Source organism: Micromonospora sp. NPDC049529 (assembly GCF_055586685.1).
In genome coordinates, this window is record NZ_JBVJHT010000007.1 from 174,800 (window position 1) to 190,385 (window position 15,586).

The window sequence follows — 15,586 nt, forward strand, 5'->3', positions numbered from 1 at the left end:
GGGGTAGTGATTCACCACAGCTTGCCGTCCGACTTCCGGTTGGATGGGCGGCATGGACGTCACCAGGGATGGGCGGAGTTGGCGGATCGGTACGGCGGACGACGTGGCCTGGCTCGTCGGCCAGACCGCCGAGGATCTCACGATCACCACGGCGATCCCGCCGGTGTTCGAGGCGTACGCCACCTTCTACCCGCCCGAGGGCGTCGGTTACGTGGCCCACGAACGCGCCGTGGTCGACGTGCTCGCCCGGCACAGCCCCGAGCAGCCCTGGTGGCTGGGCTACCTCGAAACGGGGGCGCACGACATCGTCTTCCCGGATGCCCCGAGGGTGTTCCTCTACTGGAACTGGCCGTACGTGCTGGTCGAGGCCGGTCCCGAACAGGCACTCGCCTGGCGGATTGGGCACATGCGCGGCGACGGTCCGCTGCCCGATCTGATCTTCCCCGCCGACCGGTCCTGGCTGGTCTCCGCCCTCTGGGACGACGCCTGGACCGACGTCGGCGGCACCGCCGAGCTGATCGCCGCCCTGCGCCACAACCCGCTGGTCAACGCCCGCCCGGTCGGCCCCGACGAGGACGCCCTACCGCCGGGACTGGTACGCGAGTAACCCGGTCAGGGCCCACGCGAACGAACCCGGCCGGATCTAGCTGTTGGCGGGCTCGTTGCGGATCATCAGGGCGGACCGCAGGCCGGTGATGTCCAGCACCCGGAGCAGGAAGTCGCCCACGTTGGTCAGGACCAGCAGGGTCTGCGCGTGACTCGCCTTGCGGCTCAGCACGACCAGGGTGCCGAGCCCCTGCGAGTCGCAGAAGGTGACTCCGGCCAGATCAAGGACCAACCGGGGCGGCGCGTCGGAAAGTGCCTCGTTCACGACGGCGGACAGCCGGCTGGCGGTGAGCATGTCAATTTCGCCGGCAAGGCTCAGGACCACCTCGTCGGCGTTGCGCTGGACCGCGATGGTCAGCTCCGCTCGCTCCACCGGATCAGCGTATCGCGATCTAGGTGACTCGGCCGGTTGAGGCGTACCGCCGCGCGGTCGAACCCGCTCCCGGAAGGTGAACGGGGGAGTGAGCGGGTCGGGAAGGAGACGTGAGCGGGGTTACCCCGCAAGGGGTGGTTACCGTGCTGCGTAGTAGCGCTGACAGAATGGCGGCACCGTGACCGATACGTACTCTGCCGGCACCGGCCCGTACCCGGCCGACGCCCCGGCTTCCGAGGCCCTGTTCGACCGCGCCCGCGCCATCGTGCCGGGCGGGGTCAACTCCCCCGTACGCGCGTTCCAGGCGGTCGGGGGCACCCCACGCTTCATGGTCCGTGGCTCCGGCCCGTGGCTGTTCGACGCCGACGGCCGGCGGTACGTCGACCTGGTCTGCTCCTGGGGACCGTTGATCGCCGGGCACGCCCACCCCGAGGTGGTCGCCGCCGTCCAGGCCGCCGCCGCGCTCGGCACCAGCTTCGGTACGCCCACGCCGGGCGAGGTCGAGCTGGCCGCCGAGATCGTCGCGCGTACGCCGGTCGAGCAGGTCCGGCTGGTCAACTCGGGTACCGAGGCGACCATGACGGCGATCCGGCTGGCCCGTGGCTTCACCGGGCGCTCCAAGATCGTCAAGTTCTCCGGCTGCTACCACGGGCACGTGGACGCGCTGCTGGCGGCGGCCGGCTCCGGGGTGGCCACCCTGGGCCTGCCCGACTCGCCCGGCGTCACCGGGGCGGCGGCCAGCGAGACGATCGTGGTGCCGTACAACGACGTGAGCGCGGTCGAGGCGGTGTTCGCCGCCGAGGGCGAGCACATCGCCGCGATCATCACCGAGGCGGCGCCGGGCAACATGGGTGTGGTGGCTCCCCGCGAGGGCTTCAACGCCGCCCTGGCGAGCATCGCCCACGCGTACGGGGCGCTGCTGGTGGTGGACGAGGTGATGACCGGATTCCGGGTCTCGGCGGGCGGCTGGGCCGGGCTCGAACCGGTCGACGCGGACCTGTTCACGTACGGCAAGGTGATGGGCGGCGGACTGCCGGCGGCGGCCTTCGGTGGCCGGGCCGAGATCATGTCCCGCCTCGCCCCGGCCGGGCCGGTCTACCAGGCCGGCACCCTCTCCGGTAACCCGCTCGCCTGCGCCGCCGGGCTGGCCACGCTCCGGCTCGCCGACGACGCGCTCTACCAGCGGTTGGACACCAACGCCGCCGCCGTGGGCAAGCTGGCGAGCGACGCGCTGGCCGCCGCCGGGGTGCCGCACCTCCTGTCGTACGCGGGCAGCATGTTCTCGATCTTCTTCACCGAGAACGACGTGGTCGACTACGAGTCCGCTCGTACCCAGGATGTTGCCGCGTTCCGGGCGTTCTTCCACGCGATGCTGGCGGGCGGTGTCTACCTGCCGCCGAGCGCCTTCGAGTCGTGGTTCGTGTCGACGGCGTTGGACGACGCCGCCATGGAGCAGTACGCGGCAGCCCTGCCCGTGGCAGCGGCTGCGGCAGCGGCGGCCAGTCTCGGGGGGTAGGCAAGTGAGCAAGACGGTCGTCCACGTGCTGCGGCACGGGGAGGTATACAACCCCGACAAGATCCTTTACGGTCGGTTGCCCGGTTTCCGCCTGTCCGAGCTGGGCGTCCAGATGGCCAAGGCGGCGGCCCAGTCGCTCGCCGACCGGGACCTGGCCTACGTGGTCGCGAGTCCGCTGGAGCGGGCCCAGCAGACCGCCGAGCCGTTCGCCGCCCAGTTCGGCCTGCCGGTGGCGGTCGACGACCGGCTGATCGAGAGCGCCAACTGGTTCGAGGGCAAGCGGGTGTCGCCCGGCGACGGCTCGTTCAGCGACCCGCGCAACTGGTGGGTGCTGCGGGACCCGGTCACCCCGTCCTGGGGCGAGGCGTACCGGGTGATCGCCGAGCGGATGTTCGCCGCCGTACACGCCGCGCGGGTGGCCGCCGAGGGGCGCGAGGCGGTCTGCGTCTCGCACCAGCTCCCGATCTGGACCCTGCGCCGGTACGTCGAGCGCAAGCGGCTCTGGCACGACCCGCGCAAGCGCCAGTGCGGCCTGGCGAGCCTGACCTCGTTCCACTTCGACGGCGCCAAGGTCGTCGGCATCGGTTACTCCGAGCCGGCCGCGCACCTGGTGGCCATGTCGCCGACCGCGCGGACGGCCAAGGGGGCTTGACGGGATGACGTTCTCGCCACGGATCTGGCTCGGTGTGGTGCTCTCCGCCGTCACGGCGGTGGCGCTGGTCGGCTGCTCCGGCGGCGAGAACTGGGAGGCGAAGTGCTCGACCAACGCCGACCAGGCGATCGAGTGCACGCCGGAGAACCGGGCACCCGCCCCGAAGGTCAGCGGTGAGCTGCTCGACGGCGGCCGGTACGACCTGACCCGGGACCGTGGCCAGGTGGTCGTGGTCAACTTCTGGGGCTCGTGGTGCGCGCCCTGCCGGGCCGAGGCGGACGACCTCGAAGCCACCTACCGGGCGACCACCGCCCAGGGGGTCCGGTTCGTCGGGGTGAACGTCCAGGACGGCCGGGACAAGGCGAAGGCGTTCGAGCAGAGTCTCGGGGTGACCTATCCCAGCCTGTTCGACCCGGGCAACCGGGTGGCACTCAACTTCGAGGTGCCGCCGAACAGCACCCCGGCGACGATCGTGCTCGACCGGGAGGGCCGGATCGCCGCCGTCTTCCGCAAACCCGTCCTCCAGTCGATGCTGCAACCGGTGGTCGAGCGGGTGGCCGCCGAAGCACCGGCGAGCGGCGGCGCACCGGAGACGTCGCCGTCGCCGATCGGCTCGTCGCCCTCGGTCGACCCCGGTTCGCCGCCGGTCGGCTCACCGTCCCCGGTGGCCCGCTGATGGGCGACACCTTCGCGAACCTCGCCGAGAGCGGTCCACTGCTGCTGGCGTTCGGCGCCGCCGCCCTCGCCGGCCTGGTGAGCTTCCTGTCGCCGTGCATCCTGCCGCTGGTGCCCGGCTACCTGTCGTACGTCACCGGCCTGGCCGGCGCGGATCTCGGCGCCACCGGGGCGCCTCGTACCCCCGTCGCGGTGAACCCGGACGCGGGCCCGGCCGGTTCGGTGGCGGTCGCGGTGGCGAGCCGGACCGAGACCCGCGCCGTCCGGGGTCGGGTGCTCGCCGGCACGATGCTGTTCATCGCCGGCTTCACCACCGTGTACGTGCTCAGCGCGATCCTCGCCGCCAGCGTCGGTCGGGTGCTCTCCGCTCACCGCCGGCCGCTGGAGATCGGCGTCGGGCTGCTGATCATCCTGCTCGGGCTCGCCTACCTGGGGCTGGTGCCGGGCCTGCAACGCGAGTTCCGGATCCAGCGGCTGCCGGCGGCCGGGCTGGCCGGTGCACCGGTCTTCGGCGCGGTCTTCGCCCTGTCCTGGTTGCCCTGCTCCGGGCCGACGCTCGGCGCGGTGCTCGGCATGGCCGCCGCTGGCGGGCAGACTGACCGGGCCGCGCTGCTGGCGGTGGCGTACTGCCTGGGGCTCGGGCTGCCGTTCGTGATCTTCGGGTTGGCCTTCCGCCGCCTGCTCGGCGTGTTCAAGGCGGTCCGGCGCAACAGCGCGTGGGTCACCCGGATCGGTGGGGCGCTGCTGATTCTGATCGGGCTGGCCCTGGTCACCGGCGGCTGGCTCAACTTCGTGATCTGGTTGCAGACGACGTTCGGCGTGGGTGAGGTCAGCATCTGATGTCCAGCGTCGAACAGCGGACCGACCGCGCCCCGGGCACCACCAGCGGTGAGCCGCCGGCAGTGCGCCGGCCGAATCGGGTGCTGGCGCTGCTGCGCAACTCGTGGCGGCAGCTGACCAGCATGCGTACGGCGCTGATCCTGCTCTTCCTGCTCGCCGTCGCCGCCATTCCCGGCTCGGTGCTGCCGCAGCGCAACATCGCCCCGGAGAAGGTCAACGACTACTTCAAGCAGCACCCCGACCTCGCCCCGGTGCTCGACCGGCTCGGCGGCTTCGACGTCTTCGCCTCGATCTGGTTCTCCGCGATCTACCTGCTGCTGTTCACCTCGCTGGTGGGTTGCATCGCACCGCGCCTGCGCGACCACGTTCGCACGCTGCGCTCCGTACCCCCGGTTGGTCCGAAGCGGTTGGACCGGCTGCCGCAACACGCGGTCCTGGCCGACCGGGACGCGGCCGGGCAGCCGGCCGAGGCCGAGCTGGCGGCGATCGCGGCGCTGCTGCGCAAGCGACGGTGGCGGGTGGTGGTCCGGGGCAACACGGTCGCGGCCGAGAAGGGCTACCTGAAGGAGAGCGGGAACCTGCTCTTCCACATCTCGCTGCTGGCCATGCTCGTCGGGGTCGCCCTCGGTTCCTGGTACGGCTGGCACGGCAACCGGCTGCTCGTCGCCGGCAAGGACTCGTCGTTCTGTAGTGCGCTGGACCAGTTCAGCGAGTCCGGTCTCGGGCCTCGGGTGCAGGCCACCGACCTGCCCCGGTTCTGCCTGGAGCTGACCGACTTCAAGGCCCGGTTCCTGCCGTCGGGGCAGCCCGAGTCGTTCAGCGCCTCGGTGCTGGTGGACGAGAACGGCGGCGCCCAGCGGGCGGCCGACTTCTCGGTCAACTCGCCGCTGCGGCTGCACGGGGCGAACGTCTACCTGCTCGGCCACGGGTACGCCCCGGTGATCCGCTACACCGACCGCAACGGGAAGTCGCAGACCCAGCCGTTCCCGTTCCTGAGCAATGACGGCAACCTGACCAGCGAGGGCGTGGCGACGTTCCCGGACGTCAACCTCGACCCGAAGACCGGGCAGCGGGACCCGAAGGCGCAGGTCGCGTTCGAGGGCATCTACCTGCCGACCGCGCCCGACGAGGCACCGTTCGTCCGTTCGCAGTTCCCGGCGGAGCGCAATCCGGCGCTGATGCTGATCCCCTACCGGGGCAACCTGGGCATGGACGCCGGGATGCCGTCCTCGGTCTACAGCCTCAACCAGGAACAGGTACGCGAGGGCAGGCTGACCCAGGTCGGGGAGGCGAAGCTGCTCCGCCCGAACGACAGGTGGACCCTCGACGACGGTACGACGGTCGAGTTCCTGGGCACCCAGCAGTACATCACCCTCACCGTCCGGTACGCCCCGGCCTCGACGTTGATGCTGGTCAGCTCGGTGCTGCTGCTGATCGGCCTGATGTCGTCGCTGTTCGGCCGGCGGCGGCGGGTCTGGTTCCGGGTGAGTACGGCCGCCCCGGAGGATGGGTCCACGACGGGCGGTAGTAGCTTGATTGAGGCCGGTGGGTTGCCGCGCACCGACTATGCCGGATTCGCCGACGAGTTCAACCAGCTCGTCGCCGCGGTGCAACGCGGTGCCGGGAGCCGAGAAGGGACCGAGTAAATGGCCGCACTCTCCGATCAGCTCCTGGTGTTCACCATCCTGGGCTACCTGGTCGCGATGATCAGCCACGCCGCGTCGTACGCCTTCAGCGGCAGGGGCGCGGTGGCCGCGATCAGCCGCCCGACCCGGCAACTGGTGACCGTCGGCGCGGGGCAGTCCGACGCCCCGGCGACCGTGGTCGACGCACCGCCTGCCGGCACGTCGACCGGTAGGGTCCCGCCGAAGTCGACCGGGCGGGCCGCCATCGCCGCCCGGGTCGCGATGGTGGCCACCATCCTCGCCACCGCGCTGCACCTCGGTGCGCTGGTCACCCGCGGGGTCGCCGCCGACCGGCTGCCCTGGGGCAACATGTACGAGTTCGTGCTGTCGGTGACCTTCGTCGGTGCCGCCGGTTGGCTCTACCTGCTGTACCGCTGGCCGCACCTACGCCAGCTGGGGCTGGTCCTGACGATGGTGATGGTGGTGCTGCTCGGTATCGCCGGGCTGGTGCTCTACACCCCGGTCGTGCCGCTGGTGCCGGCGCTGAACTCGTACTGGTTCGACATCCACGTGACGACGATCAGCTTCTCCTCCGGCATCCTGCTGCTGGCCTTCGTGCCGGCGCTGATGTACCTGCTGCGGGCCGGCTACGAGTCCGGCAAGCGCAGTTTCCCGTACGTGCTGGCGCGCAAGGCGCCGAGCGCGGTGACGCTGGAGCGGCTGACCTTCGGCCTGAACGCGTTCGCCTTCCCGATCTTCACCTTCGCGGTGATCGCCGGGGCGGTCTGGGCCGAGGCGGCCTGGGGTCGGGCGTGGGGTTGGGACCCGAAGGAGACCTGGGCGTTCATCTCCTGGGTGGTGTACGCCGGTTACCTGCACGCCCGCGCCACCCCGAGCGTCAAGCGCAACGTGGTCGCCTGGATCTCGATCCTCGGCTTCCTGACCATGCTGATGAACCTGTTCGGGGTGAACTTCTTCTTCACCGGCCTGCACTCGTACGCCGGGGTGAACTGACCCGGCGCTGACGGGTGAAGCCCGCTCACAAGATGTAGAAGTACACTTCTTAGAAGTGTACTTCTACTCCGGGCGGTAACCGTGGGGCTACGCAAGCCGGCCGAGATTTTCGATCGCGACGCCGAATGGGACGAGCTGGCCCGGTTCGTCGGTGACGAACGGCCCGGCGCCACCCTGGGCGTGGTCAGTGGTCGCCGCCGTCAGGGCAAGACGCTGCTGCTCTACCAACTCGCCCAGGCCACCAGGGGCTTCTACTTCGGGGCGACCGAGGCGACCACCACGGATTCCCTGCGCCGCCTCGGTGCGGCGCTCGGCGAGTACAGCGGCGCTCCGGGGCCGGTCCACCTGCCGGACTGGTCGCACGCGGTCGACGCGCTGCTCGCCCTCGGCCGGGACCGGCCGACCACGGTGGTCCTGGACGAGTTTCCCTACCTCGCCCGGGCGAGACATGATCTCCCGTCGGTCGTCCAACACGCCCTCACCCCAGGGCGGGCGGAACGCACCGAATCCCGGACCCGCCTGCTGCTCTGCGGTTCGGCGCTCTCCTTCATGGGCGGGCTGCTGGCCGGCTCGGCGCCGCTGCGCGGCCGGGCGGGACTTGAGTTGCCGGTCGCACCGCTGGACTTCCGGGCCGCCGCCGGATTCTGGGGAATCAGCGATCCAGCCCTGGCCGTACGGGTGTTCTCCATTGTCGGCGGCACGCCGGCCTACCGTCGCGAGTACGTCCAGGACGACGCCCCGGCCGATGCCGGAGACTTCGACGACTGGGTGATCCGCGCCGTGCTCAATCCCGCCCGGCCACTGTTCCGGGAGGCGCGCTACCTGCTTGCCGAGGATCCGGACCTGCGTGAGACCGCGCTGTACCACTCGGTGCTGGCGGCCGTGGCCGAGGGGAACGCCACCAGGGGCGGGATCGCCGGGTACATCGGCCGGAAGGCGACCGACCTGCAACATCCGCTGACCGTGCTGGAGGACGCCGGCCTGCTGGTACGCGACCCGGACCCGTTGCGCAGCGGGAGGAGTTCATACCGCATCACCGAACCCCTGGTGACTTTCTACGAGGCGGTGATGAAGCCGGCGTGGACCGCGCTGGAGCAGCGCCGTGGTGCGGACGTCTGGCGCGGCTCGCAACGGCGGTTCACCAGCGCCGTGCTGGGGCCGCGTTTCGAGGAGATGGTTCGCCACTGGGTTGCCCGGTTCGCCGCGCCGGAGACGCTCGGTGGACTTGCCGCACAGGTCGGGTCGGCGAGCCTGACCGACCCGGCGGCGCGTACCAGCCATGAGCTGGACCTGGTCGCACTCGGCGAGCCGGAACTGGGCGGCGGACCGCGTTCGGTGCTGGCCATCGGCGAGGTGAAGTGGGGCCGGACCCTGGGGCAGCCGGATCTCGACCGGCTGGCCCGGGTACGCGAGTTGTTGCGGCAGCGTCCGGGGGTGGCCGCCGAACAGGCCCGGTTGCTGCTCTGTAGCGCGATCGGGTTCACCGACCAGTTGGTCGCGACGTCAGCAGGCAGGCAGGACGTGTTGCTGCTCGACCTGGAGCGGTTGTACGGCGGCTACTGACCGGCGAAGCAATCTAGCTGTTGACAAGATGCGTGGCGGGCGCCAATCTTGACAGTGACAAGGTGAGTTGAACTCGTCTACCGGGAGCCTGCCGTGACACCGGAAACCCGTACCACCGCCGCCATCCTGATCATCACGGTCGGCACCATCGCCTTCGGTGGACTGTCGCTGCTGATGCACCTGGTCCGCCGCATCCCCGGCTACCTCGACAACCCGGTCCGGCGGGCACTCTGGACCGCCGGACACGCCCATGCCGGCGTACTCGTGCTGTTCGCCCTGGTCGCCCTGCTCTACCTCGACCGGTCCGACTACGGCGACGGAATGCTGACCCTGGTCCGGGTCCTGTTCGTGGCCGCGCCGATCCTGATGCCGCTCGGTTTCTTCCTCTCCGTCGTCCGCCCGACCGACACCAAACCGAACAAGCTGATCCACCTCGTCACGCTCGGCGGGGCCAGCCTGACCGCCGGCACGCTCCTGCTCGGCATCGGCCTGCTGTGACCCCCGCCGCACGGCACCCCGGCTGCGGCAACCGGCCCGGCGGTACGGGAGACTGGCAGGCATGGCTGCCCGTGGCTTCCCGTACGCCGATCTGAAGGACTTCATCGCCGCCCTCGAAAGCGCGGGTGAGCTGCGCCGGGTGACGGTGCCGGTCGACCCGACGCTGGAGATCAGCGAGGTGGTCACCCGGACGGTCCGGGCGGACGGCCCGGCACTGCTGTTCGAGCGCCCGACCCGGGGCGAGATGCCGGTCGCGATCAACCTCTTCGGCACCGAGCGCCGGATGGCGATGGCGCTCGGCGTGGACGGCCTCGACGAGATCGGCGAGCGGATCGGCGCCATGATCAAGCCGGAGCTGCCGGTCGGCTGGTCGGGCATCCGGGACGGCCTGGGCAAGGTGCTGCAACTCAAGTCGCTGCCGCCGAAGAAGGTCAAGACCGCGCCCTGCCAGCAGATCGTCTACCGGGGCGCGGACGTGGACCTGAACCGCCTGCCCGGCCTCCAGGTCTGGCCCGGCGACGGCGGGATCTTCCACAACTTCGGGCTGACCCACACCAAGCACCCGGAGACCGGCAAGCGCAACCTCGGCCTCTACCGGCTGCAACAGCACTCGCACAACACCATCGGGATGCACTGGCAGATCCACAAGGACTCGACCGCGCACCACGCGGTCGCCGAGCGCCGGGGCGAGCGGCTGCCGGTGGCGATCGCGATCGGCTCCGACCCGGTGGTCAGCTACGCCGCCTCCGCCCCGCTCCCCGGCGACATCGACGAATACCTGTTCGCCGGCTTCCTGCGCGGCGAGCGGGTGGAGATGGTCGACTGCCTGACCGTGCCGCTCCAGGTGCCGGCGAACGCCCAGATCGTGCTGGAGGGCTACATCGAGCCGGGCGAGCGGCTGCCGGAGGGACCCTTCGGCGACCACACCGGCTTCTACACCCCGGTCGAGCCGTTCCCGGTGATGCACATCGAGGCGATCACCACCCAGCGCGACCCGATCTACCACTCGATCGTCACCTCGCAGCCGCCGCAGGAGGACCACGGCCTGGGCAAGGCCACCGAGCGGATCTTCCTGCCCCTGCTCAGGATGCTCATCCCGGACATCGTCGACTACGACCTGCCGTCCGCCGGGGTGTTCCACAACTGCGTGATCGTGTCCATCCGCAAGCGCTACCCCAAGCACGCCCAGAAGGTGATGAGCGCCATCTGGGGCGCCCACCTGCTCTCCCTGGCCAAGCTGATCGTGGTGGTGGACGAGGACTGCGACGTGCACGATTACTCCGAGGTCGCGTTCCGCGCCTTCGGCAACGTCGACTACTCACACGACCTGCTCATCACCCAGGGGCCGGTCGACCACCTCGACCACGCGTCGTACCAGCAGTTCTGGGGCGGCAAGGCCGGGGTCGACGCCACCCGGAAACTCCCCACCGAGGGCTACACCCGAGGCTGGCCGGAGGAGATGACCATGTCACCCGAGATCCGGGCCCTGGTCGACAAGCGCTGGAAGGAGTACGGAATCCAGTGACCACCACCACTGCCGCCGTTGCCGGACGCCCCGGACCGGTGAAGTCGTTCCTGAAGCTCGTCGCGATCGAGCACTCCGTCTTCGCCCTGCCGTTCGCGTACCTCTCCGCGTTGGCGGCGATGTTCGTCAACGGCGGGCACGTGCGCTGGCTCGACCTGCTGCTGATCACCATCGCCATGGTCGGCGCCCGTACCTTCGCCATGGCGGCGAACCGGATCATCGACCGGCGGATCGACGCGCGTAACCCCCGTACGGCCGGGCGGGAACTGGTCACCGGGGCGGTGAGCGTCCGCACGGCCTGGACCGGCGCGATCGTCGCCGTGGTCGTCTTCCTCGGCGCCGCCGCCGCACTCAACCCGCTCTGCTTCGCGCTCGCCCCGCTCGCCGTGGTGCCGCTGGTGCTCTACCCCTACGGCAAGCGGTTCACCGACTGGCCGCACGCCATCCTCGCGCTCGCCCAGGCGGTCGGCCCGGTCGGCGCCTGGCTGGCGGTCACCGGCAGCTTCAGCGGCTCCGGCCCGGCCTGGCTGCTCGGGGCGGCGGTCGGGCTCTGGATCGGCGGCTTCGACCTGATCTACGCCTGCCAGGACGCCGAGATCGACCGCGAGATCGGGGTACGCAGCGTGCCGGCCCGGTACGGGAAGCGCTTCGCGCTGCACCTGTCGACGGCGACGCACGTGGTGACGTTCGCCCTGTTCGGCTGGTTCGGCGTGTTGATCGGCCTCGGCTGGCTGTTCTGGATCGGCCTGGTGCTCACCGCGGCGGCCTTCACGTACCAGCACGTGGTGGTCTCGCCGACCGACCTGTCCAAGGTCAACCGGGCGTTCTTCACCGCCAACGGGTTCGTCGGCATCGCGCTGTTCCTGTTCGCCCTGCTCGACCTGGTGTTCCGGCTCAACCTGCGGTCCTGACCCGGTCCGCCGGCGCAACCCGTCGACGATGCCGCGCGGCGTGATGGGAGACGCGCGCTGCCGGGTCGGTGGTACGGACCCCGGCCGGACCGGGCAGGCTGGGGGTATGCGCAGGCCGTGGGTGGTGGGGGTTTCCGGAGCATCGGGTACGCCGTACGCGGCGGCGGTGATCGGCGGGCTGCTGGATGCCGGGGCGGGGGTCGACCTGGTGATCTCCCGGGCGGCCCGGCTCACCATCCTCGACGAGACCGGTACGGCGTTCCGGGACGCGCACTGGCGCGCGGACCTGGGCAGCTGGTTGGGGCGGGACCTCTCCGGTGCCGACCTGGTCTACTGGCCGGCGGGTGACCTGGCCGCGGGTCCGAGCAGCGGGTCGTACCCGGCGCTGGGGATGGTGGTGGTTCCGGCGAGTACGGCCGCCTGCGCCGGTATCGCCATCGGCCTGTCGAAGGACCTGTTGCAGCGTGCGGCCGAGGTGAACCTGAAGGAGCGCCGGCCGGTGGTCGTGGTGCCCCGGGAGACTCCGGTGACCCGCAGTCACCTGGAGCATCTGATCGCGCTGCACGACGCGGGGGCGGTGGTGCTTCCCGCCAGCCCCGGCTTCTACGGCGCGGGTGCCACCGCGTCGGCCGGGCAGCTCGTCGACTTCGTCGCCGGCAAGGTGCTCGACGCGCTCGGCGTACCGCACTCGTTGTTCCTGCGGTGGGCCGGCGAACTCGGCGCCGGCCGCGACCGGGGCCCGGACCGGGCCGGGTGAAGCCCCGGTTCGGGCCGGATCCCGGCCCGAGCCCGGGTGGTACCGGTGTTCAGTGCATGCCCATGTTGCCGGCGCCGGCCGAATTCGGGCTGGTCGGCGTTGCCGGACCGGTGTTGCGCGGCCGGTTGGCTATGCTGTCGTCGACTTCATCGAGCATGCCCTCGCCCTCAAGCAGGGCACGCACTTCCGATTCGCGGAACCGGCGATGCCCGCCCGGTGTCCGGATACTGCCGATCCGTCCGGCCGCAGCCCATCGGGTGACGGTCTTGGGGTCGACGCGGAACAGCGCAGCTACCTCGCCCGGCGTCAGCAGACGATCTCCAGTGTCCACAGCCCCCTCCTCGCGTCCACGAAGCCCCCGGACTGGTAAGACCGCCCCCGGGACAAAAGTGCCTGCCAGAGCCTTCGGTGGGGACGTACGGCAATTACAGCACCGCCAGAGTGTCGTGTCCGGCGAACGCGAAAACGCCCTGAGTGGGAAGTTAGGTTGGCCGATATGTGGTTTTTACGCGCTTTGAGCGTGAGCCACCACCCACCGGTCGTTACCCGTCCCATTCATCGGGATAGTGTCTACAGTCCGTGGACGCCATCGACCTGGTACTCGTCGATCTGCTGCAAACCAACGCCCGGCTGTCGTACGCCGAGCTGGCCCGGCAGGTCGGCCTCTCCGCGCCCGCCGTACACGAGCGGGTGGGCAAACTCGAAACCAGCGGAGTCATCCGCGGCTACCGGGCGGAGGTGGCCCCGGAGGCGGTCGGCCTCGGCGTCACCGCCCTGATCGGCATCGTGCAGGACTCCGGCGGCGACACCGACGACGTCCTGGCCACCTTCCGCGAGATGCCCGAGATCGAATCCTGCTACTTCATGGCCGGCGTCGAATCCTTCCTGCTCAAGGCGAGAGTCGGCACGATCGCCGAGCTGGAGCAGCTGATCGTACGGCTCAACCGGACCGCCGGCGTCGCCTCCACCCGGACCGGGATCGCCCTCTCCACCAAGTGGGAGAACCGCCCGCAGCCACGGGCTAAGGAGGCGTGAGCCGGCTCCTCCGGCGGCCCGGACCGCCGCGTCGGCAGCTTGTTACCGTCGTCGCATGAAACAACTGGACAGGTGTAACGACGCGGACCGGGCCTGGGTCACCGAGGCCATCGCCCTGGTCGAGGCGGACGCCAACCGGTCGGCGGACACCCACCTGCTCCCGTTCCCCCTGCCCCGCGAGTGGGGCATCGACCTCTATCTCAAGGACGAGTCGGTCCACCCGACCGGATCGCTCAAACACCGACTGGCCCGCTCGCTCTTCCTGTACGGCCTCTGCAACGGCTGGATCGGCCCGAAGACCACCGTCGTGGAGGCGTCCTCCGGCTCCACCGCCGTCTCCGAGGCGTACTTCGCCCGGATGCTCGGACTGCCGTTCATCGCGGTCATGCCGGCCGCCACCTCACCCGAGAAGATCGCCCTGATCGAGTTCCAGGGCGGGCGCTGCCACCTGGTCGCCGACCCCGCCGCGGTGGTGGTCGAGGCCCGCTGGCTGGCCGAGGACCGCAACGGCCACTACCTGGACCAGTTCACGTACGCCGAACGCGCGACCGACTGGCGCGGCAACAACAACATCGCCGAGTCGATCTACGCGCAGATGTCACTGGAACGACACCCGATCCCGAGCTGGATCGTCGTCGGCGCCGGCACCGGCGGCACCAGCGCCACCATCGGCCGCTACACCCGCTACCGGCGGCTGGCGACGAAGCTCTGCGTGGTCGACCCGGAGAACTCCGCGTACTACCCCGCCTGGCTGGCCGCCGACTGGTCCGCGTCGACCGGGCGCGGCTCACGGATCGAGGGAATCGGCCGACCCACCGTCGAGGCGTCCTTCCAACCGGCCGTGGTCGACCGGATGGTGCAGGTGCCGGACGCGGCCTCGCTCGCCGCCATGCGGGCCGCGAGCGCCGTACTCGGGCGGCGGCTCGGCGGGTCCACCGGCACCAACCTCTGGGGGGCCTTCAGCCTCATCGCGCAGATGCGCGCGGCGGGCGAGTGCGGATCCGTGGTCACCCTGCTCTGCGACGGCGGCGAACGGTACGTCGACACCTACTACTCCGACGACTGGATCGCCGGCCAGGGCCTCGACCTGCGCCCGTACCTGGCCGTCGTCGACGAGTTCCTCGCCACCGCCGCCTGGTCGGGATGAGTTCCGGGCCGGGCGGGGTCAGCCGCGTACCTCGGCACCGACCCGCTCGGCCAGTCCGGGGTAGCTGACCACGTAACCATCCGCGTCGAGCGCGAGGTCCGTCTCGAAATCGTCGTCGTGAAACCGTACGTTGCCGCCGGCCAGCGCCGTGTAGACCTGCTCCGACGGAACCACCAGCAGACTCGGCACCAGCACCCAGGCGACCGTGATCCGGTGCACCGTGCCCGGTACGGCGTCGCGCAGCCCGAGTCGGCGTACCGGCAGGGTGTTGAACAACGGTGCGCCACCGAGGTCGATGTCGAGCGCGTCGACCAGGCGGTCCGGTTCCTCGATCCCCGGAATGCCGGCCCCCGGCGCCCCGGCCACGGCCAACGCCCCGTCCAGGTCGCCCTGCTCGGCGGTACTGGCCCGCCAACGACCGGCCGCCCGCTCCAACCGCAGGCTGCGCAACCAGCCGGCGCCCTCGACGCTCACCTCCAGCCGTACCGCCGCCCACGTCTCGTCGGTGGTCAGCTCGTACCGGCAGGTGTAGGGAAGCGGGTCCACGGCCAGGGCCACGCCCCGGGCGAGCAGGCCACGGCGGTCGTCGAGCAGCACGTGGTCGGCGCCCGGGACGTCGGTACGGTTCCAGAGCAGCGATCTCGGCATCATCGGCATGGGCCGGACGTTACCGCCGCAGACGGCCCCCCGCCGGCCGTGCCGCCAGGACGAACGAAGGCGGGGGGGGGGGGGGGGGGGGGGGGGGGGGGGGGGGGGGGGGGGGGGCGCGTCGGTGGGGGGGGGGGGGGGTGTGTGTGTCGTATGTCGTTTGGTGGGTGCGTCTCGGTTGTTGCGCGTGCCTACGATCGC

General features: G+C 70.8%; 17 protein-coding genes. 14 read left to right on the forward strand and 3 right to left on the reverse strand.

Features of this window, described 5'->3' with window-relative positions:
* Positions 1-52: 52 nt before the first annotated feature.
* Positions 53-607 (forward strand): hypothetical protein, encoded by a 555-nt coding sequence (locus ACZ6QQ_RS14175; RefSeq protein ID WP_465876495.1) that lies wholly within the window; start codon positions 53-55, stop codon positions 605-607.
* A 36-nt stretch (positions 608-643) separates the two neighbouring features.
* Here ACZ6QQ_RS14175 and ACZ6QQ_RS14180 read toward each other — a convergent pair whose 3' ends face one another.
* Complete coding sequence (locus ACZ6QQ_RS14180; RefSeq protein ID WP_465876496.1) at positions 644-979, reverse strand: STAS domain-containing protein; 336 nt, start codon at positions 977-979, stop codon at positions 644-646.
* 178 nt (positions 980-1,157) lie between these two features.
* On the opposite strand from ACZ6QQ_RS14180, the gene hemL reads away from it, so the two are divergent.
* The 11 genes from hemL to ACZ6QQ_RS14235 all read left to right on the forward strand — a co-directional run bounded on the left by hemL (position 1,158) and on the right by ACZ6QQ_RS14235 (position 12,555).
* Positions 1,158-2,495: a glutamate-1-semialdehyde 2,1-aminomutase gene (gene hemL / locus ACZ6QQ_RS14185; protein ID WP_465876498.1), complete on the forward strand. Its 1,338-nt coding sequence runs from the start codon at positions 1,158-1,160 to the stop codon at positions 2,493-2,495.
* Between the two features lie 4 nt (positions 2,496-2,499).
* The gene (locus ACZ6QQ_RS14190; RefSeq protein WP_363593965.1) at positions 2,500-3,147 is read left to right on the forward strand and encodes a histidine phosphatase family protein; all 648 of its coding nucleotides are present in this window, start codon (positions 2,500-2,502) and stop codon (positions 3,145-3,147) included.
* A gap of 4 nt (positions 3,148-3,151) precedes the next feature.
* Entirely contained in the window at positions 3,152-3,823 is a 672-nt protein-coding gene (locus ACZ6QQ_RS14195; RefSeq protein WP_465876500.1) for a TlpA family protein disulfide reductase, read from the forward strand.
* The gene (locus tag ACZ6QQ_RS14200; protein WP_465876502.1) at positions 3,823-4,662 is read left to right on the forward strand and encodes a cytochrome c biogenesis CcdA family protein; all 840 of its coding nucleotides are present in this window, start codon (positions 3,823-3,825) and stop codon (positions 4,660-4,662) included. Before ACZ6QQ_RS14195 ends, ACZ6QQ_RS14200 begins: the two co-directional genes overlap by 1 nt.
* Entirely contained in the window at positions 4,662-6,308 is a 1,647-nt protein-coding gene (gene resB, locus ACZ6QQ_RS14205) for a cytochrome c biogenesis protein ResB (RefSeq protein ID WP_465876503.1), read from the forward strand. Before ACZ6QQ_RS14200 ends, resB begins: the two co-directional genes overlap by 1 nt.
* Entirely contained in the window at positions 6,309-7,301 is a 993-nt protein-coding gene (ccsB, locus tag ACZ6QQ_RS14210) for a c-type cytochrome biogenesis protein CcsB (RefSeq protein WP_465876505.1), read from the forward strand.
* A gap of 81 nt (positions 7,302-7,382) precedes the next feature.
* Positions 7,383-8,864 (forward strand): ATP-binding protein, encoded by a 1,482-nt coding sequence (locus ACZ6QQ_RS14215; RefSeq protein WP_465876507.1) that lies wholly within the window; start codon positions 7,383-7,385, stop codon positions 8,862-8,864.
* Between the two features lie 93 nt (positions 8,865-8,957).
* Complete coding sequence (locus ACZ6QQ_RS14220) at positions 8,958-9,362, forward strand: hypothetical protein (RefSeq protein ID WP_465876508.1); 405 nt, start codon at positions 8,958-8,960, stop codon at positions 9,360-9,362.
* Positions 9,363-9,423: 61 nt separating this feature from the next.
* A complete protein-coding gene (locus tag ACZ6QQ_RS14225) occupies positions 9,424-10,887 on the forward strand; it encodes a menaquinone biosynthesis decarboxylase (protein WP_465876510.1) in 1,464 nt (487 codons plus the stop codon).
* Positions 10,884-11,798: a menaquinone biosynthesis prenyltransferase MqnP gene (gene mqnP, locus ACZ6QQ_RS14230; protein WP_465876511.1), complete on the forward strand. Its 915-nt coding sequence runs from the start codon at positions 10,884-10,886 to the stop codon at positions 11,796-11,798. Before ACZ6QQ_RS14225 ends, mqnP begins: the two co-directional genes overlap by 4 nt.
* A 106-nt stretch (positions 11,799-11,904) precedes the next feature.
* On the forward strand, positions 11,905-12,555 hold the full coding sequence (locus ACZ6QQ_RS14235; protein WP_465876513.1) for a UbiX family flavin prenyltransferase: 651 nt from the start codon (positions 11,905-11,907) through the stop codon (positions 12,553-12,555).
* 49 nt (positions 12,556-12,604) lie between these two features.
* On the opposite strand, the gene ACZ6QQ_RS14240 is transcribed toward ACZ6QQ_RS14235, so the two are convergent.
* The gene (locus tag ACZ6QQ_RS14240; protein WP_465876514.1) at positions 12,605-12,886 is read right to left on the reverse strand and encodes a BldC family transcriptional regulator; all 282 of its coding nucleotides are present in this window, start codon (positions 12,884-12,886) and stop codon (positions 12,605-12,607) included.
* A gap of 248 nt (positions 12,887-13,134) precedes the next feature.
* Between ACZ6QQ_RS14240 and ACZ6QQ_RS14245 the strand changes: the two genes are divergently transcribed.
* Both ACZ6QQ_RS14245 and cds1 read left to right on the forward strand, forming a co-directional pair.
* On the forward strand, positions 13,135-13,590 hold the full coding sequence (locus tag ACZ6QQ_RS14245) for an Lrp/AsnC family transcriptional regulator (RefSeq protein WP_465876515.1): 456 nt from the start codon (positions 13,135-13,137) through the stop codon (positions 13,588-13,590).
* 55 nt (positions 13,591-13,645) lie between these two features.
* Positions 13,646-14,737, forward strand: coding sequence for an L-cysteine desulfhydrase Cds1 (cds1, locus tag ACZ6QQ_RS14250; protein WP_465876517.1), 1,092 nt, complete (start codon positions 13,646-13,648; stop codon positions 14,735-14,737).
* 18 nt (positions 14,738-14,755) lie between these two features.
* On the opposite strand, the gene ACZ6QQ_RS14255 is transcribed toward cds1, so the two are convergent.
* Positions 14,756-15,394 (reverse strand): putative glycolipid-binding domain-containing protein, encoded by a 639-nt coding sequence (locus ACZ6QQ_RS14255; RefSeq protein ID WP_465876518.1) that lies wholly within the window; start codon positions 15,392-15,394, stop codon positions 14,756-14,758.
* Positions 15,395-15,586 lie beyond the last annotated feature (192 nt).